The 18,207-nt window shown below is 71.4% G+C and carries 14 protein-coding genes; 11 read left to right on the forward strand and 3 right to left on the reverse strand.

What is annotated here, in order from left to right:
* The first annotated feature begins 69 nt into the window (after window positions 1–69).
* Both ppdK and QCD66_RS07620 read left to right on the forward strand, forming a co-directional pair.
* A complete protein-coding gene (gene ppdK / locus QCD66_RS07615; protein WP_375734313.1) occupies window positions 70–2,796 on the forward strand; it encodes a pyruvate, phosphate dikinase in 2,727 nt (908 codons plus the stop codon).
* 72 nt (window positions 2,797–2,868) lie between these two features.
* Window positions 2,869–4,650 (forward strand): lipase family protein, encoded by a 1,782-nt coding sequence (locus QCD66_RS07620; protein ID WP_375734312.1) that lies wholly within the window; start codon window positions 2,869–2,871, stop codon window positions 4,648–4,650.
* A 64-nt stretch (window positions 4,651–4,714) separates the two neighbouring features.
* On the opposite strand, the gene QCD66_RS07625 is transcribed toward QCD66_RS07620, so the two are convergent.
* On the reverse strand, window positions 4,715–5,191 hold the full coding sequence (locus tag QCD66_RS07625; RefSeq protein WP_375734311.1) for a roadblock/LC7 domain-containing protein: 477 nt from the start codon (window positions 5,189–5,191) through the stop codon (window positions 4,715–4,717).
* A 261-nt stretch (window positions 5,192–5,452) separates the two neighbouring features.
* Between QCD66_RS07625 and QCD66_RS07630 the strand changes: the two genes are divergently transcribed.
* The 3 genes from QCD66_RS07630 (at window position 5,453) to QCD66_RS07640 (ending at window position 9,151) form a co-directional block, all read left to right on the forward strand.
* Window positions 5,453–6,685 carry a deoxyguanosinetriphosphate triphosphohydrolase gene (locus QCD66_RS07630; protein ID WP_375734310.1) on the forward strand — a complete coding sequence of 411 codons (1,233 nt, stop codon included), beginning with the start codon at window positions 5,453–5,455 and terminating at the stop codon, window positions 6,683–6,685.
* An 80-nt stretch (window positions 6,686–6,765) separates the two neighbouring features.
* Window positions 6,766–8,619, forward strand: coding sequence for a DNA primase (dnaG, locus tag QCD66_RS07635; RefSeq protein ID WP_375734309.1), 1,854 nt, complete (start codon window positions 6,766–6,768; stop codon window positions 8,617–8,619).
* 1 nt (window position 8,620) lies between these two features.
* Window positions 8,621–9,151 carry a hypothetical protein gene (locus tag QCD66_RS07640; RefSeq protein WP_364209082.1) on the forward strand — a complete coding sequence of 177 codons (531 nt, stop codon included), beginning with the start codon at window positions 8,621–8,623 and terminating at the stop codon, window positions 9,149–9,151.
* Window positions 9,152–9,229: 78 nt separating this feature from the next.
* On the opposite strand, the gene QCD66_RS07645 is transcribed toward QCD66_RS07640, so the two are convergent.
* Both QCD66_RS07645 and QCD66_RS07650 read right to left on the reverse strand, forming a co-directional pair.
* A complete protein-coding gene (locus QCD66_RS07645; RefSeq protein WP_375734308.1) occupies window positions 9,230–10,414 on the reverse strand; it encodes an endonuclease in 1,185 nt (394 codons plus the stop codon).
* Window positions 10,415–10,560: 146 nt separating this feature from the next.
* Window positions 10,561–11,766 carry an ROK family transcriptional regulator gene (locus QCD66_RS07650; RefSeq protein WP_407567054.1) on the reverse strand — a complete coding sequence of 402 codons (1,206 nt, stop codon included), beginning with the start codon at window positions 11,764–11,766 and terminating at the stop codon, window positions 10,561–10,563.
* Between the two features lie 275 nt (window positions 11,767–12,041).
* On the opposite strand from QCD66_RS07650, the gene QCD66_RS07655 reads away from it, so the two are divergent.
* The 6 genes from QCD66_RS07655 to QCD66_RS07680 all read left to right on the forward strand — a co-directional run bounded on the left by QCD66_RS07655 (window position 12,042) and on the right by QCD66_RS07680 (window position 18,137).
* The gene (locus QCD66_RS07655; RefSeq protein WP_364209903.1) at window positions 12,042–12,974 is read left to right on the forward strand and encodes an ABC transporter ATP-binding protein; all 933 of its coding nucleotides are present in this window, start codon (window positions 12,042–12,044) and stop codon (window positions 12,972–12,974) included.
* Window positions 12,975–13,093: 119 nt separating this feature from the next.
* Window positions 13,094–13,507 (forward strand): carboxymuconolactone decarboxylase family protein, encoded by a 414-nt coding sequence (locus QCD66_RS07660; protein ID WP_364209091.1) that lies wholly within the window; start codon window positions 13,094–13,096, stop codon window positions 13,505–13,507.
* 157 nt (window positions 13,508–13,664) lie between these two features.
* A complete protein-coding gene (locus QCD66_RS07665; protein ID WP_375734307.1) occupies window positions 13,665–14,453 on the forward strand; it encodes an ABC transporter permease in 789 nt (262 codons plus the stop codon).
* Between the two features lie 12 nt (window positions 14,454–14,465).
* Window positions 14,466–15,275, forward strand: coding sequence for an ABC transporter permease (locus QCD66_RS07670; RefSeq protein ID WP_364209097.1), 810 nt, complete (start codon window positions 14,466–14,468; stop codon window positions 15,273–15,275).
* A 270-nt stretch (window positions 15,276–15,545) separates the two neighbouring features.
* A complete protein-coding gene (locus tag QCD66_RS07675; RefSeq protein WP_364209100.1) occupies window positions 15,546–16,658 on the forward strand; it encodes a sugar phosphate isomerase/epimerase in 1,113 nt (370 codons plus the stop codon).
* A 300-nt stretch (window positions 16,659–16,958) separates the two neighbouring features.
* Window positions 16,959–18,137 (forward strand): ROK family transcriptional regulator, encoded by a 1,179-nt coding sequence (locus tag QCD66_RS07680; protein WP_364209103.1) that lies wholly within the window; start codon window positions 16,959–16,961, stop codon window positions 18,135–18,137.
* Window positions 18,138–18,207 lie beyond the last annotated feature (70 nt).

Raw genomic sequence — 18,207 nt, forward strand, 5'->3', positions numbered from 1 at the left:
ACTTCCGGGGTAACGGAGAGCGGCTGAATCTTCGTTAAGTGTCGGTCCCGGCGCACGTGGGAGGCTCTGGTGGCAGCGGAAAAGGCGACGACCAAGCACAAATACGTCTACGGGTTCGCCGAGGGCAACAAGGATCTGAAAGATCTACTCGGCGGCAAGGGCGCCAACCTGGCGGAAATGACCAACCTCGGGCTTCCCGTGCCGCCCGGTTTCATCATCACCACCGAGGCGTGCAAGGCGTACCTGGCCACCGGCGCCGAGCCCGACGGGCTGGCCGAGCAGGTCGCCACGCACCTCGCGGCGCTGGAATCCGCGATGGGCAAGCGGCTCGGCGACCCCGCCGACCCGCTGCTGGTGTCCGTACGCTCCGGTGCCAAGTTCTCGATGCCCGGCATGATGGAGACCGTCCTCAACGTCGGGCTCAACGACGAGAGCGTGGCCGGGCTCGCCCGCCAGGCGTCGGACGGGGGTCCGGGCAGCGGCGACCGGTTCGCCTGGGACTCCTACCGTCGGCTGATCCAGATGTTCGGCAAGACCGTCTGCGACGTGCCCGGCGAGGAGTTCGAGCACGCCCTCGACGACGCCAAGCGGGCCAAGGGCACCACCAACGACCTCGACCTGGACGCCGACGACCTGCGGGCGCTGGTCGGGGCGTACAAGAAGATCTTCGCCAAGCACACCGGGCGGGAGTTCCCGCAGCCGCCCCGCGAGCAGCTCGACCTGGCCGTACGGGCCGTCTTCGAGTCGTGGAACGCCGAGCGGGCGGTGCTCTACCGCCGGCAGGAGCGCATCCCGGCCGACCTCGGCACCGCCGTCAACATCGTCGCGATGGTCTTCGGCAACCTCGGCCCCGACTCCGGCACCGGCGTCGCCTTCACCCGTGACCCGGCGACCGGCAACCAGGGCATCTACGGCGACTACCTGGCCAACGCGCAGGGCGAGGACGTGGTCGCCGGCATCCGCAACACCGTCCCGCTGCAGGAGCTGGAACGCATCGACAAGCGGTCGTACGACGAGCTGCTGCGGAACATGGCGACCCTGGAGGGTCACTACCGCGATCTGTGCGACATCGAGTTCACCATCGAGCGCGGCAAGCTGTGGATGTTGCAGACCCGGGTCGGCAAGCGTACGGCGGCCGCCGCGTTCAACATCGCCAACCACCTCGTCGACGAGGGGATGATCGACCTCGACGAGGCGCTGCACCGGGTCAACGGCGCCCAGCTCGCCCAACTGATGTTCCCCCGCTTCGACCTCTCCGGCTCGCCGGAGGTCGTCACCACCGGGGTCGGCGCGTCACCGGGCGCCGCCGTCGGCCGGGTCGTCTTCACCTCCGCCCGGGCCGTCGAGCTGGCCGGCCAGGGCGAGCGGGTCATCCTGGTCCGCCGGGAGACCAACCCCGACGACCTGCCGGGCATGATCGCCGCGCAGGGCATCCTCACCGCCCGGGGCGGCAAGACCAGCCACGCCGCCGTCGTCGCCCGGGGCATGGGCAAGACCTGCCTCTGCGGCGCCGACAACCTCGACGTGGACGTGAAGGCCGGCCGGTTCACCGTCGGCGGGCACGTCGTCAACGAGGGGGACATCGTCTCGATCGACGGCACCAGCGGCTGCCTCTACCTCGGCGAGGTGCCGGTCCGCCCGTCGGAGGTGGTCCAGTACTTCGAGGGCTCGGTCGACCCGGCGACGAGCACCGACCCGCTGGTGGTCGCCGTACACCGGATCATCGGCCACGCCGACGAGGTGCGGCGGCTGCGGGTGCGGACCAACGCCGACACCGGCGAGGACGCCGCGCGGGCCCGGCGCTTCGGGGCCGAGGGGATCGGGCTGTGCCGTACCGAGCACATGTTCCTCGGCGACCGCCGCGAGCTGGTCGAGCGGCTGATCCTGGCCCGCACCGAGAGCGAGCGCAACGAGGCGCTGGACGCGCTGCTGCCGTTGCAGCGGGCCGACTTCGTGGAGATCTTCCGCGAGATGGACGGGCTGCCGGTCACCGTCCGGCTGATCGATCCGCCGCTGCACGAGTTCCTGCCGTCGCTGGAGGAACTGGCCGTGCACGTCGCGGTCGCCCAGGAGCGCGGCGAGGACCCGGGCAAGGACCAGGCGCTGCTGGCCGCCGTACGCCGGATGCACGAACAGAACCCGATGCTGGGTCTGCGCGGGGTGCGGCTCGGCCTGGTCATCCCCGGCCTGTTCGCGATGCAGGTGCGGGCGATCACCGAGGCCGCCGCCCAGCTCGTCGCCGAAGGCCGCGATCCCCGGCCGGAGATCATGGTCCCGCTGGTCGGGGCGGTCCAGGAGCTGGAGACCGTACGCGTCGAGGCCGAGAAGATCATCTCGGAGGTGACCCGGGAGCACGCCGTCGAGGTGCTGATCGGCACCATGATCGAGGTGCCCCGGGCGGCGCTCACCGCCGGCCAGATCGCCGAGGCGGCCGAGTTCTTCTCCTTCGGCACCAACGACCTGACCCAGATGGCCTGGGGCTTCTCCCGCGACGACGTCGAGGGGGCGTTCTTCTGGCGCTACCTCGAACTGGGCATCTTCGGCATCTCGCCGTTCGAGTCGCTGGACCGCGACGGCGTGGGCCGGCTGGTCCGGATCGCCGTCGACGAGGGCCGGGCCGCCCGGCCCGGGCTCAAGATCGGAGTCTGCGGCGAGCACGGGGGTGACCCCGAGTCGGTGCACTTCTTCCACGAGGTCGGGCTGGACTACGTCTCCTGCTCGCCGTTCCGGGTCCCGGTGGCGCGGCTGGAGGCCGGCCGGGCGGTGATCGAGTCGTCCGGCTCCGACAGTCGCTGACCCGCGGGCCGCGTACGGGCACGACCGCGTGGCGTGACGTAGTCGTGCCCGTACGTACGGTAAATGTGGGTTGTGGGTGAATCGTCGCTTCGCCACCGCCTGGCGCGCCGGACCCGGTTCCTGCCGAGGATCGCCGCCCGGCTGCCCTGGTGGGTCTCCGCCCTGGTGGGACTGGGTGCCGCCGGGCTCGGCCTGCTGCTGATGACCCGGCCGCTCAGCGCGGTGGGCGTGCTGGCGGTCTACGTCGGCCTGAGCTGTCTCGCGTCCGGTGTCGCCGACCTCACCGCGCACCGGCGGGACGGTCCGGTCCCGGCACCGTCGGCGGCACTCGGCCTCGGCTGGATCGTCCTCGGCGTGGCCGTCCTCGTCTGGGTGGGCACCGCGGTCGAACTGCTGCCCAGGGTCGTCGCGGTCGCGCTTCTCGTGTCCGGCGCGGTGAAGTGCCTGCAGGCGTGGCGGGGCACACCCGACGAACGGTTGGCGGCGGTGCTGTTCGGGGCGGCCGACATCGGCTTCGGGGTGCTGGCACTGGCCTGGCCCGACGTCACCCTGCTCGTGGTGGCGGTGCTGTTCGGCGCCCGCACCGTCCTCTTCGGCCTGGCCCAGGTCTGGGCCGCCGTCGGGCGGAGGGTCGGCCGTGCCGGTCCGGCCCGGCCCGGTCGCGCCGCCACCGGCGTACGGCGCTGGTCGCGGTCGATCGGCGCCGGGCTGGCCGCGGCCGCCGCGCTGGCCGCCCTGGTGATCACCGGCCGGATCGACGCCGGCTCGCCGGTCGTCGACGGCTTCTACACCGCGCCGGACGACCGGCCGGACCGGCCCGGCGTGCTGTTGCGCCACGAACCGTTCGGCCGGGACGTCCCGGCCGACGCGAAGGCGTGGCGGATCCTCTACACCACCACCCGCGACGACGGGGTACCGGCGGTGGCCAGCGGCCTCGTCGTGGCGCCGGCGGCCCCGGCGACCACGCCGCGTCCGGTCATCGCCTGGGCCCACGGTACGACCGGCTACGCGGCCAACTGCGCGCCGAGCCTGCTCCCGTCCCCCTTCACGGCGGGCGCGTTGCCCGCCCTCGACCGGATTCTCGGGCCGGGCCGGGTGCTGGTGGCCACCGACTACACCGGGCTCGGCACCGCCGGGCCGCAGCCGTACCTGATCGGTCAGGGCGAGGCCCGCGCGGTCCTCGACGCGGTGCGGGCCGCCCGGCAACTGGACCAGTTGCGCCTGGCCGCCGAGACCGTCGTCTGGGGACACTCCCAGGGCGGGCACGCCGCCCTCTGGACGGCCCAGATCCAGCCGACGTACGCGCCCGACGTGCCGTTGTCGGGGGTGGCGGCGATGGCGCCGGCGGCCGACACGCTCGCGCTGACCCGGCATCTGCCGCAGGTACGCGGCGGGTCGGTGTTCGCGTCGTTCGTCATCGAGGCGTACGCGCGGACGTACCCGGACGTCGACCTCGACGACTACGTCATCCCGTCGGCGCGGATCCTGGTGCGGGAGATGGCGACCCGTTGCCTGGCCGAGCCCGGGTTGTTCGTATCCGTGCTCGATGCGTTGTCGATCGACCGGGACCGGCCGATCTATGCCCGCGACCCCACCGGCGGCAGCCTCGGGCGGCGGTTGGCGCAGAACACCCCGACCGGACCCTTCGAGATGCCGGTCCTGCTCGCGCAGGGGGCGAGCGATCCGCTGGTCACCCTCGCGATCCAGGACGGCTACGTCGCGGGGCTGGCGGCGGCCGGACAGCGCGTCGACTACCGCACCTACGCCGGCCGGGACCACATGGGCCTCGTCGCCGCCGACTCACCGCTGATCTCCGACCTCGTCACCTGGACCGGTCGGCTTCTGCACCCCTGACCGGTCCCCAGGTGCCGGCGGCCGGGCGTGGGTGCAGCGGCCGGGCGTGGGTGCAGCGGCCGGCTCAGCGACGGCCGGGCAGGGTCGCCATCGGGGTGCGTACGGCCAGCGGCGTCGAGCCGTTGCCGAGGCCGCCGCGGCGCGGCACCGGGGTCGCCGACGCCGCGGCGCTGGCCCGCTCGATCATCGTGCCCAGCCGGGCGGCGAGCTGGCGGGCGTCGAGGTGCAGCAGCGGCAGGTTGACGTCGGCGGTGGTCAGTACGGTCAGCAGCGCGCGGCTGCCGGCGGCGTAGACGATCACGTAACCGTCGGTGCCCTGCAGGACCGTCTCGTGCAGGGTGCCGAGCCCGGCGGTCAGCGCGAACCGCTGGCCGAGGCCGAGATGGGCGGCGGACAGGGCGGCCAGGCTCGACGGTTCGATGCCGGTCACGTCGCTGGCGATGAGCATGCCGTCGAGGCCGGCGAGCACGGTGCCGGACACGTCGGGCAGGCGCCGCCGCAGCGCGTTTATCTCGGCCTTGATCGCGACGTCAGCGTCCACGGATGTCCTTCTTTCCTACGGTTGCCTCGGGGCGGACGGGTACCGCTCGGTCGGGGCGGCGCGCGGATGTGGGGTCGCGTTGAGGTTCGCCAGCCGGTTACTTTGTGCTCCCGGCACGCTACCCCACGCTGTGATTCTTGGGGAGTGTGGTGACGGTCAGCTATTAGTCCGCAACTATCGGCTGTTCGGGTGTTGCGGAGGAAAGGTTGCGTACGACACCCCGTACGCCAGCCGGTCGACCGTGCGCGGCACGATGGTCCGGTGACGACGCCACCCGACGCCGAGCGCTGGGCACCCGAGTCCCCGAAGGACACCGGCCACGGCCGCAGCCCGTACGAGCGCGACCGGGCCCGGGTGCTGCACTCGGCCGCGTTCCGGCGGCTCGCCGCGAAGACCCAGGTGCACACCGCCGGCACCGACGACTTCCTGCGTACCCGGCTCACCCACTCGCTGGAGGTCGCGCAGATCGCCCGGGAGATGGGCGCCCGGCTCGGCTGCGACGCCGACGTCGTCGACGTGGCCGGCCTCGCCCACGACCTCGGCCACCCGCCGTTCGGGCACAACGGCGAGGCGGCGCTCGACGCGGTGGCCAGCGCCTGCGGAGGCTTCGAGGGCAACGCGCAGACGCTGCGCGTACTCACCAGGTTGGAGGCCAAGGCGCTGCGGCCCGGCGGCGGACCGGCCGGCCTCAACCTGACCCGGGCCTCGCTCGACGCGACCTGCAAGTACCCGTGGCCGCGCCGCGCCGGCCGGCGCAAGTTCGGGGCGTACGCCGACGACACCGAGGTCTTCGAGTGGGTACGCCGGGGCGCCCCGGACGGCACCCGGCGCTGCCTGGAGGCGCAGGTGATGGACTGGGCCGACGACGTCGCCTACTCGGTACACGACGTCGAGGACGGCATCCACGGCGGCTACCTGGCGGTCCGGCCGCTGCTCGACGACGCCGACGAACGCGCCGCGCTCTGCGCCGACGTGGCGGCGGTCTACTCCGACGAGTCCGCGGCCGACCTCGACCCCGTGCTGCTCGCCCTGCTCGCCGATCCGGTGCTGGCGCCGCTGGCCGGATACGACGGCAGCCACGGCGCACAGGCCGCGCTCAAGCGGATGACCAGCGCCCTGACCGGCCGGTTCGTGCACGCCGCGGTGACCGCCACCAAGGAGACCTTCGGCGACGGCCCGCTGCACCGGTACGCCGCCGACCTGGTCGTACCCCGGGAGATCCGGGCCCGCTGCGCGCTGCTCAAGGGCATGGCGCTGCGCTACGTGATGCGCCGGTCCGGGGCGGAGGAACGCTATGAACGGCAACGGATCGTCCTGGCCGAACTGGTCGCGGCACTCCTCGACCGGGCGCCCGGCGGGCTGGACCCGGTGTTCGCGGCGTCCTGGCGGGCGGCGGCCGACGACCCGGCCCGGCTCCGGGTGGTCGTCGACCAGGTGGCGTCGCTCACCGACCCGGCGGCGGTCGCCTGGCACGGCCGTCTCGTCGCCGGCTGACCCGACCCGCGACCGCGGGACCCCCGCCGGCCCGAATCGGAGCGGCAGGGCAGGATGTACCCGGAGGGGGTGGACACCGCATGGCTGGCCGGATCCGGGACGAGGACATCGCGCTGGTCCGCGAGCGCACCTCCATCGCCGAGGTGATCTCCGACCGGGTGACGCTGCGCTCGGCCGGCGGCGGCAACCTCAAGGGGTTGTGCCCGTTCCACGACGAGAAGACGCCGTCGTTCACCGTGGCCCCGGCCCGCAACGTCTACTTCTGTCACGGCTGCGGCGCCGGCGGCGACGCGATCAAGTTCCTGATGGACGCCGAGCACCTGACGTTCGTCGAGTCGGTCGAGCGGCTCGCCGATCGCGCCGGCATCCAGTTGCGGTACGACGAGACCGGCCCGTCGCCGACCCGCCAGCAGCCCGGCCAGCGGCAGCGGCTGGTGGCCGCGCACGCCGCCGCGGTCGAGTTCTACACCGGGCAGCTCGGCACCCCCGGCGCCCGGTTGGCGCGGGAGTTCCTGGCCGAGCGCGGCTTCGACCGGGCCGCCGCCGAGCGCTACGGGTGCGGCTTCGCCCCCGACGCGTGGGACCACCTGACCAAGCACCTGCGGCAGAAGGGCTTCACCGGTCCGGAACTGGTCACCGCCGGGCTGTCCCGCGAGTCACGGTCCGGCTCGCTGATCGACCGGTTCCGCCGCCGGCTGCTCTGGCCGATCCGGGAGCTGACCGGCGACGTGATCGGGTTCGGCGCCCGCAAGCTCTTCGACACCGACGACGGCCCGAAATACCTCAACACCCCCGAGACGCCGATCTACAAGAAGTCCCACGTCCTGTACGGCATCGACCAGGCCAAGCGGGAGATCGCCAAGCAGGGACGGGCGGTCATCGTCGAGGGCTACACCGACGTGATGGCCTGCCACCTGGCCGGCGTGACGACGGCCGTGGCGACCTGCGGCACGGCGTTCGGCGTCGACCACATCGGGGTCCTGCGCCGGCTGCTGATGGACAGCGACGAGGTCACCGGCGAGATCATCTTCACCTTCGACGGCGACGCGGCCGGGCAGAAGGCGGCGCTGCGCGCCTTCGAGGAGGACCAGCGCTTCGTCGGCCGTACGTTCATCGCGGTCTCGCCCGACAACATGGACCCGTGCGACCTGCGGCTGGCAAAGGGCGACCTCGCGGTCCGTGACCTGGTCGCGCGCCGTGAGCCGCTGGTCGACTTCGCGCTGCGCCAGGTCCTGGCCCGCTACGACCTGGACACCGTCGACGGCCGGGTCGAGGCGATGCGCCGCGCCGCGCCGCTGGTGGCCAAGCTCAAGGACCGCGACAAACGCCCCGAGTACGTCCGCAAGCTGGCCCTGGACCTCGGCATGGAGATCGAGCCGGTGCAGCGGGCGGTGCTGGCCGCCGGCTCGGATCCGGGGGCCGCGGCGCCGGTCCGGCCGAAGCGGACCGAGCCGGTGCTGGACAGCCCGCAGTCGCTGGTCGAACGCGAGGCGCTCAAGCTCGCACTCCAGGTGCCGGTGCTCGCCGGGCCGATGTTCGACGCGGTCGGCGAGGACGCCTACCGGCATCCGGTGCACGTGGCGGTCCGGGCGGCGGTGGCCGAGGCCGGCGGGGCCACCGCCGCGGTCAGCGGCGCGGTCTGGATCGAGCGGGTCCGCGACGCCTGCGCGGACCTGATGGGCCGCGCCCTGGTCGGGGAGTTGGCGGTCGAGCCGCTGCGGATCGACCGGGAGCCCGACCCGGGCTACGTGTCGGTGACCCTGGCCCAGATCCAGCTCGGTTCGGTCACCGCCCGGATCCGCGAGCTGAAGTCGAAGATCCAGCGGATCAATCCGGTCGCGCACAAGGACGAATACCTGGCGATGGTCGGCGCCCTGGTACCGCTGGAGCAGCACGCGCGGGCCCTGCGCGAGCAGGCCGTGGGAGGTTTGTGACATGCGTCTGTTCCGCCGCCGGCCGAAGCTGCCCGCCGACCGGCGCCCGGCCCTCGACCCCGAGGAGCGGGTCCTCGACTGGTCCCCGGCCGGCTCCGGTGACGACGTGGTCGTGTTGACCAACCGGGGGCTGTGGTTGCCGGGCCGGTCCGGCCGGCTGCCCTGGCACGAGATCCACAAGGCGGTCTGGTCGGGCCGGGAGCTGACCGTCACCCCGGCCGAGGTGCTGCGGGTGCACGACGAGTACGCCGTGGTCGCCGACCGGCCGGCCGAGTCCTATCTGCTGCTCGACCCGGGCGACGTGCCGCACCAGGTGCGTACCCGGGTCACCGGGTCGGTCGCGCACACCGTGCACCATCCGCTGCCCGGTGGGGGAGTGCGGATCGTCGCCCGCCGGGTCGGCGGGGTCGACGGGCTGAGCTGGGCGGTCCGCTACGACCCCGGGACCGCGTACGACGACGAGGAGATCCGCGCCGCGACGGTCGAACTCGTCGAGCGGTTCCAGCGGGAGAGCACGCCGTCCGACCTGTGACGCGGTGGGCCGCGTTCGCGCGACCCGGTGCGGGGCGGCGGGTGCCGCGACCGGCGGCCGCGACACCCGCCGGGTGGGTCAGCCCCAGATCGCCGAGACCCACTCCGGGTGGTCGACGAACGGATTGCGGTTGCCCTGCCAGTTGTCGAAGATGACCTGGTTGCGGCGACGCTCGAAGGCGTCCGGCGGGTCCTGCTGGTGCCACTGCTTCAGCACGGAGAGCTTGCCGTGGTAGGGCGAGCTGCCGTTGCTGGTGGACTCGTTGACCTCCAGGTTGGGCCAGCCGTCGTTGCCCTCGTAGCGGATCGCCATGTAGAAGAGCATCCGGGCGACGTCGCCCTTGTCCGCGTCGCGCGGCTCCCACGAGTCACTGTCGGTGTAGTTGCCCGGGGCGCTGCTGACCGGGTTGCCGCCGTTGTCGAAGTCCTTGTTGCCCCGGGTCGAGTTGACCGTGACGTCGGTCGCGCGCAGGTGGTGCACGTCGGTGCCCGGCCCGGCCGAGGTGCCGAAGTTGCCGTGCGACTGCGCCCAGACATGCTCGCGGTTCCAGTTGCCGGTGCTGCCGCCGTTGCTGTTCTTGCTCCGCGACGTGCCGGAGTAGAGCAGGAGCACGTTGTTGGCGTTGTTCGGATCCTGGTCGGTCTGCTTCAGCGCGTCCCACACCTGCGCGTACGACAGTCTGGTCTGCACCTTGATGATGCTGTGCAGCGAGCTGCGCAGGGCCGGCCCCGTCTTGCCGATGGCGCTGGCGTAGTACGTCGAGCCGGGGTTGCCGGTCGGGGTCGGTCCGGGGGTGGCGGTCGGGGAGGGCGTGGGGGTCGTGCCGCCGCGGGTGAACGCGGTCGGGTTCTTCAGGCCGGCGTGGCTGAAGTACGCGGTCAGCGTGCCGGTGACGGTGACCGTCGAGCCGAGCGTGCCCGGGTTGGTGCGCAGCCCGAAGGCGCCGCGGTAGGCCGCGGTGACCTGGACGTAGAGCATCCGGCCGGTGGCGGTCTCGGCGGCGGAGTCGGCGATGGCGATGGCGGTGTCGCCGGTGAACGCGGAGCGCCGGACCGTGTTGGTGGCCGTCGGCTCGCCGACGACGTAGCCGGTGACCGTCGCCGTCCGGCCGTCCTGGGCGGCGATGGCCGCCGCGACGGTGATGCCGGATGCCGCCGACGCCGCGGTCGACACCACCCCGACCGGTAGGCCGACCGCGAGGACGAGAGCCGCGGCCAGGATGAGCTGTCGCGGCCTCGACCGCGCGCTAGCTGTGGCATTCATGCCTGACGATCTTAATCGAGTTTCGATGAACATCGAAGAAGCTCGAAGTTACGAGTGCGCCAAGATCCCGGTGATCAGGGGCGGGGAAGCGCGACCCGCCGGCGACATGCGCGACCCGATCCCTGATCACGGGGATCTTGGGGTGGTCAGCCCGGCGCGTCGGCGGCGGTGAACACGTGGTCGCTGATCATCCGGGTGGCGCCGACCAGGCCGGCCTGGTCGCCCATCTCGGAGAGCACGATCGGCATGGCGCCGGTCGCCAGCGGCAGCGACGAGCGGTAGACCACGCCCCGGATCTCGGCGAGCAGCGCGTGCCCGATGCCGGCGAGCCCACCGCCGATGACGATCATGCCGGGGTTGAAGAAGCTGACCAGGCTGGCGAGCACCTTGCCGACCCGCCGGCCACCGTCGCGCACCATGCCGATCGCGACCGGGTCACCGGCCGCCGCCGCGTGCGCGACGTCGAGGGCGGTCAGCGTGCCGGCCTCGGCGAGCTGTTCGGCGAGCTGGTCGGAGCGCCCGGAACGGGCGGCGGCCAGCGCGTCGCGGGTCAGTGCCGCCCCGCCGAAGTAGGCCTCCAGGCAGCCGCTGTTGCCGCAGACGCACAGCGGGCCGTTGTCGTCGACCGCGGTGTGGCCGATGTCGCCGGCACAGCCGTTGGCGCCCCGGTAGACGGACCCGGCGACGACGATCCCGGCCCCGATGCCGGCGCCGATCTTGACGAAGAGGAAGTCGTCGAAGGACTTCGCGATCCCGGCGTGCTTTTCACCGAGTGCCATGATGTTCACGTCGTTGTCGACCAGGACCGGGCAGCCGAGTTCGGTGCTGAACATCTCGCGTACGGGGAAGCGGTGCCAACCGGGCATGAACGGCGGCGACACCGGAATCCCCTCGTGGAAGCTGACCGGGCCGGGGATGCCGATCCCGGCACCGGTGAAGCGGGTGGTGCCCGAGTCGGCGCGCAGCTTGCTGACGAGTTCGAGGGCCTGCCCGATGACGGCGGTCGGCCCGCGGCGCAGTTCGGTGTGCTCGGTGATCCGGGAGATGACCCGCAGCTCGCCGTCGGTGATCGCGACCTCGATGCTGGTCGCGCCGATGCTCACGCTGAGGAACCGGGTTCCCCCGGCGATCCGGACGATCGACGACCGCCGGCCGCCACGGGAGGCGGCCGGGCCGACCGTCTCGACCAGGCCCCGCTCGATGAGCCGGTCGATCTCGGTGGCCGCCTTGGAACGGGACAGCTCCACCGCCTCGCCCAGTTCGGCACGGGACGCCGGGCCGTCGTCACGCAACAGGCGAAGCACCCGGGCCTGGTGCGGGTTTTCCGGCCATACGCCCAACACGTCCGTCATCATCCTTATCCCGCCGCGGCGAGACCCGCGGCGGCGAGTCGACTTGGAGAGCCCCTAGAGGCTCGGTGTGAGAAAAGATACCGCACGGTCGCCACAAGTTGGCGCAGTACAGGGTCAACTTTGTTCGGAGTGATCGAAAAGTTCCTAGATGTGAAATGAGTGGGATGAATGTCGTACCGAGGGGATAGGTTCTGTCGGTGAACGAGACGCGGCAGCGACCACCGGGCCACGAACAGTCACCGGGCCAGGACCAGTCACCGGGCCACGAGCCGGCGGTGGCCGGAGGGAGCGCGCTGATCCACGCGCGGGGCCTGGTCAAGCGGTTCGGTGACTTCACGGCCGTCGACGGGATCGACGTCGACGTGCAGCCCGGCGAGGCGTTCGGATTCCTCGGTCCGAACGGTGCCGGCAAGAGTTCGACCATGCGGATGATCGGGTGCGTCTCCCCGCCGACCGACGGGGTCCTGCGCATCGTCGGGCTCGATCCGCGGCGGGACGGTCCGGCGATCCGGGCCCGCCTCGGGGTCTGCCCGCAGCAGGACAACCTCGACCCCGAGCTGACCGTGCGGGAAAACCTGACCACCTATGCCCGCTACTTCGGCATCCCGCGCCGGGTGGCCCGACAGCGGGCCACCGAGCTGCTCGACTTCGTGCAGCTCACCGAGCGCGCCAACAGCAAGGTCGAGCCGTTGTCAGGCGGCATGAAGCGCCGGCTCACCATCGCCCGCGCCCTGGTCAACGAACCCGACATCGTGTTGCTCGACGAGCCGACGACCGGGCTCGACCCGCAGGCCCGGCACCTGGTCTGGGAGCGGCTGTTCCGGCTCAAGCAACAGGGTGTGACGCTGGTGCTCACCACCCACTACATGGACGAGGCAGAGCAGTTGTGCGACCGGCTCGTCGTCATGGACGGCGGCCGGATCGTCGCCGAGGGCTCGCCGCGGGCGCTGATCGAGCGATACTCCACCCGCGAGGTCGTCGAGTTGCGATTCGCCGCCGCGTCGCAGGAGGACTTCGCCGGCAAGCTCGACGGGCTGGGCGAACGGATCGAGGTGCTGCCCGACCGCATCCTGCTCTACGTCGCGGACGGCGACGCGGCGGTGGCCGAGGTGCACGGACGGGCGCTGACCCCGGCCAGTGTGCTGGTCCGGCGCAGCTCGCTCGAGGACGTCTTCCTGCACCTGACCGGCCGGACCCTGGTGGACTAGGGTGCGGCCTGGAGCGTCCCGCGGAAGACGGGTCGTTTGCCCGGCGAAACCGTGGGTAGCCGGCGCCGGGGCCGTTGCCCCAGGGAGGCCGGACGACTGCGCAGAGGTGGGGCACGACCATGACCATGAACGCGGACGAACAGTACGAGCGCGGCCTGGTGGCGCTACGGGAGGCCGACGGGGGCGCCGGGCAGAAGCTTCTCGCGGCCCTGGCCGACGTCTCACCCGAGCTGAGTCACCGGTCCGTCGCCTGGTCCTACGGAGACCTCTACGTCCGGCCCGAACTGCAGCGCCGCGACCGGGAACTGCTGACGCTCGGCATACTCACCGGTCTCGGTGGCGCCGAGGCCCAGCTCGAGGTCCACGTCAACGGCGCGCTCAACGCCGGCCTGACGCCCTCCGAGATAGTCGAGGCGCTGCTGCAGTCGGTGGTCTACTGCGGTGTGCCGCGGGCGGTCAACGCCACCCTCGTCGCCAAGAAGGTCTTCGCCGAGCGCAACCTGCTTCCCGTCCGTCCCACACCGGCCGGCTGACCCGGCCGCGATTCCCGCTACCGGACACCTCGGGGCCTTCGATAACGTCGGTCTCCCGGTCGGGGTCGCCACCGCTGGCGGCCCGGGCCGTAGTCGACGACACCGAGCGGGAGGCAGCCATGTGGGCAAGCGCGGTCGGCCGGGCGCTGGTCGACCGATGAGCGTCGGCACGGCGGCGGCCCGACGCGGCGGCGGGCCGCTCTCCGTACTCGAATACAACATCGTCGGCTACCGGCGCACCTGGCGCTCGAGCGCGCTGTCGTCCTTCCTCCTGCCGCTGCTGACGGTGATCGGCTTCGGGGTGGGGGTCGGCTCCTACATCGACGGCGGCGTCGGCGGGGTGTCCTATCTCGACTTCATCCTGCCCGGCCTGCTCGCCTCGACCGCGTTGCAGGTGGCGATCGGGGAGTCGTCCTGGCAGGTGCTCGGCAACTTCGAGTGGGTCCGCACCTATTTCGCCCAGGCCAGCGCCCCGCTTCGGGTCGCCGACATCCTCGGTGGGCACCTGCTCTTCGTCCTGTTCCGGGTGCTGATCAGCACCATCGCGTTCCTGCTGGTGGCGGCGGCCTTCGGCACGCTGCACTCGCCGTGGGCGCTGGCGGCGCTGCCGCTGGCGCTGCTGATCGGGTTCGCCGTGGCGGCGCCGACGTTCGCCTTCAGCGCCTCGATCAGGTCCGACAGCTACCTGTCGTTGCTGTTCCGCTTCGCCGTGGTCCCGATGACCCTGTTCGCCGGGGTCTTCTTCCCGGTCGAGGAGCTGCCGGTGGTGCTGCGCTGGCTGGCCTACCTGTCCCCGCTGTGGCACGGCGTCGACCTGACCCGGGCGGCCACCCTGGGCATCGCTCCCCAGTGGTCGGTCGCCGGTCACCTGCTCTACCTGCTGGCCTGGGCGGTCGCCGGCTGGCTGCTGGCACACGCCCGGTTCAAGCGCCGACTGGTGTTCTGAGAGGAGGTCGGCGTGGTCAGCATCGTCCTGCCCAAGCTGGTCAGCTTCGAGGGTCCGGCCCGCCGGGCGTTCTCGGTGACCGAGCGCAACGCGGCGGCGCTCAAGTCGGCCTACTGGGTCGTGATGATCTCCGGCTTCTTCGAGCCGCTGCTCTACCTGCTGTCGATCGGCGTCGGGGTGGGGGCGCTGATCGGCGACCTGACGCTGCCCGGCGGTCAGGTCGTCGCGTACGCCGCGTTCGTCGCGCCGGCCATGCTGGCCGCGTCCGCGATGACCGGTGCGCTGTCGGAGACCACCTTCAACTTCTTCGGCAAGATGAAGTACATGAAGCTGTACGACGGGATCCTGGCGACCCCGGTGCAGCCCTTCGAGATCGCGCTGGGCGAGCTGGCCTGGGCGATGATCCGCGGCTCCAGCTACTCCGCCGCCTTCCTCGTGGTCATGGTCTGGATGGACCTCACGACGGTCGGCCGCGCGCTGGTCGCCTTTCCGGCCGCGGTGCTGGTCGGCTTCACCTTCGGCGCGCTCGGCATGGCGCTGTCGACGTTCATGCGCAGCTGGCAGGACTTCGACCTGATGGGGTCGGTGCAGTTCAGCCTCTTCCTCTTCTCCGGCACCTTCGTGCCGGCCGAGGTCTATCCGGCCGTCCTGCGCTGGGTGGTCGAGCTGACCCCGCTCTACCGGTCGGTGCACCTGATCCGTGACCTCAGCATCGGCTCGGCCGGCCCGGCGCAGCTTCTCGACGTCGCCTACCTGGTCGCCCTGACCGTGTTGGGGCTCGTGCTGGCCGGCCGCCGCATGGGCCGACTGCTGACCCGCTGACCTGCGCGTACGCCACCCGGTCGATCGCCGGGCCGACTACTTCTCGACGTCGCAGGACAAAGTTTGGCTCCTGCAAGTCTTTCTTTCCCTCGTCGCTAGCGATACCGTCTGCCCCAGACGTAACACGCGCGACATGGCGTCGCAAAAGTCGAGGTCAGAACCTTATCGAAGTCCGTCGAGCCCGGTTCGTGCCCCTGAGGGCGGGCAGACGCGAACGATCCTCCTACTCGTCATCGGCGGCCGTCGGCCGTCCCAGAAAGGTGGACAAGAATGGACGAGGCGCAGCGCCGCGAGGGCCAGCCCGGTCGGCCCAACCCCCAGCTCACCCGGCGTCGTATCCTCACCGCCTCCGCGGGTGCCGCGGCCGCCCTCGGTGCCGCCGGCCTGCCGATCCTGCAGACCGCGACCCCGGCGATCGGCAAGGGCACCTGGACCGTGGAGCCGCTCATCCCCGAGCAGAACCGCGGCATCATCCTCTACAGCGTGCGGGACCGGATCTCGGCGGCGCCCGACGACAGCGGTGTGCCGTACGGCTTCGAGCGGGTGCTCGCCCGGCTGGCCGAACTCGGCTACAAGGAGATCGAGTTCGCCGGCTACAACCAGCACAGCTCGATCCTGGGCCGGCAGATCACCCCGACCGAGATCCGCAAGATCCTGGACGACAACGGGCTGGTCGCCAACGGCACGCACACGTCCATCAACGCGGCCACCTTCCAGCAGCAGCTCGACATCGCCGAGGAACTCGGCATGAAGAACATCGGCACCGGCAGCGACCCGACCAACAGCAACTACCAGTCCGACTGGGACGCCGCCGCCGACGTCTGGAACGAGTTGGGCCGGCAGGCCCGGGACCGCAAGATGCGGCTCTACACGCACAACCACGACGCGGCCTACAACTTCCTGCTCGACGCCGGACCGCTGGACGGCAACGGCCGGCCCACCCGGTCCTCCGGCGTCCGCAAGCTCGAATACTTCATGGCGAAGACCGACGCCAAGTACGTCTTCTTCGAGATGGACATCTACTGGGGCTACGTGGCCCGCTTCAAGCACACCAAGTACGTCAACTCGGCGGGCCGGGAGCGGACCAGCATCTTCGACCCGATCCTGACCGTGGCCCGGCGGACCAAGCGCTTCCCGCTCTTCCACGCCAAGGACGGCAACAGGAACACCGCCCTGGCCAACGGCTACGAGATGACCCCGCTCGGCGAGGGCGACATCAACTTCCAGCAGTTCTTCCAGACCATCGGCGAGCCGGACTTCCACCACGCCAACTGGGAGCAGGACACCGCGCCGGGCGGCGCCGCCAACCCGGGGCAGTCGCTGGACTTCGCCGCGCTCAGCTACCAGAACATGGCCGATCTGACCATCTACCGTAACGAGTAGCCCCACGTCTGTCGATGTCCCGGCCGTGCCCCGCGCGGCCGGGACATCGGCATGCCCTCCGGTCGAGGGCGCCGGACGGTCTCTGGAAACCCCTGCTGACCAGGCATTTTGCCGCCTGGCGAGACAAGGTTGCGCAGGTCCGACGATTGCTTCCGGCAGGTTGATCGAAGACTTCTGTCCAACTTGATAAAAGTTCGGCTTCAAGCGACCAAAGGTCTTTACAGTCGGCCGAGACGGCTCCTACTGTGTCCAACACGACACGCCGATGTTGCGGCGGCGTAAACCACCGGAGGTGGACCAGTGCGCACCGCGGATGCGCTGCACCTGCGCCTGCTACGGCTTCTGAGAGACCATGGTGCGATCTCCCGCGCGGAGCTCGCCGATCAGTTGCAGATCCCCCGGCCGCGTCTGCTCGCCGAGCTCGACCGGCTGGTCAGCACCGGCTTCGTCACCGAGGCCGGGATGGCCGCCTCGCGCGGCGGCCGCCGTTCCACCCTCGTCGAACTCAACCCCGGCCTGCGCTTCGCGGCCGTCGACCTCGGCGCCAGCTCCATCGACGTCGAGGTGACCAACGGCCGGTTGGAACCGATCGCCAACTACACCGAGTCGGCCGACATCCGGTCCGGCCCGAAGGCCATCCTGCACCGGATCAACGAACTGCTGGCCAAGGCCCGGGTCGACGGGGTCTACGAGAAGCTCGACGCGGTCGGCGTCGGCGTACCCGGTCCGGTCAGCTACCGCGACGGGGTCCCGGTGTCGCCGCCGATCATGCCGGGTTGGGACCGTTTCCCGGTCCGCGAACTGCTCACCCGTGAGCACGGCTGCCCGGCCGCGGTGGACAACGACGTCAACATCATGGCGATCGGTGAGCGGCACGGCGGGGTCGCGCACACGGTCGACGACTTCCTCTTCGTCAAGATCGGCACCGGCATCGGTTGCGGCATCTACCTCAGCGGCGAGGTCTACCGCGGCATCGACGGCTGCGCCGGCGACATCGGACACATCCAGGTGGACAGCCACGGTCCGATGTGCACCTGCGGCAACGTCGGTTGTCTCGAGGCGCACTTCGGCGGCGCGGCGCTGGCCAAGGACGCCACCCTGGCGGCCCGCTCCGGCGCCTCCCCGGCCCTGGCCGAGCGGCTCGCCGCCGCCGGCGTACTGACCGCCCGTGACGTCGCCCAGGGCGCCACCGAGGGCGACGTCACCTGCGTGCGGCTCATCCGCGACGGGGGTCGCCGGGTCGGCAGCGTGCTCGCCGGGCTGGTCAGTTTCGCCAACCCGTCCATGATCGTCATTGGGGGAGGGCTCGCTCACTTGGGGCACATCCTGCTGGCGGAGATCCGCAGCGTGGTCTACCGCCGTTCACTTCCGCTGGCCACCGGTAACCTGCCGGTGGTGCTGTCCGAGCTGGGCTCGCGGGCCGGGGTCACCGGCGCGGCCGTACTCGCCAGCGACGTCGCCTTCGAGCAGGCGTCATGAGCGAGCGTAGCGAGCGAATCGGTTGGTTCAGTTTGCCTCATGTCGGTCGCGACCGAAGGGAGCGGACGTC

This window comes from Polymorphospora sp. A560 (genome assembly GCF_045781765.1).
Lineage (GTDB): Bacteria > Actinomycetota > Actinomycetes > Mycobacteriales > Micromonosporaceae > Polymorphospora > Polymorphospora lycopeni.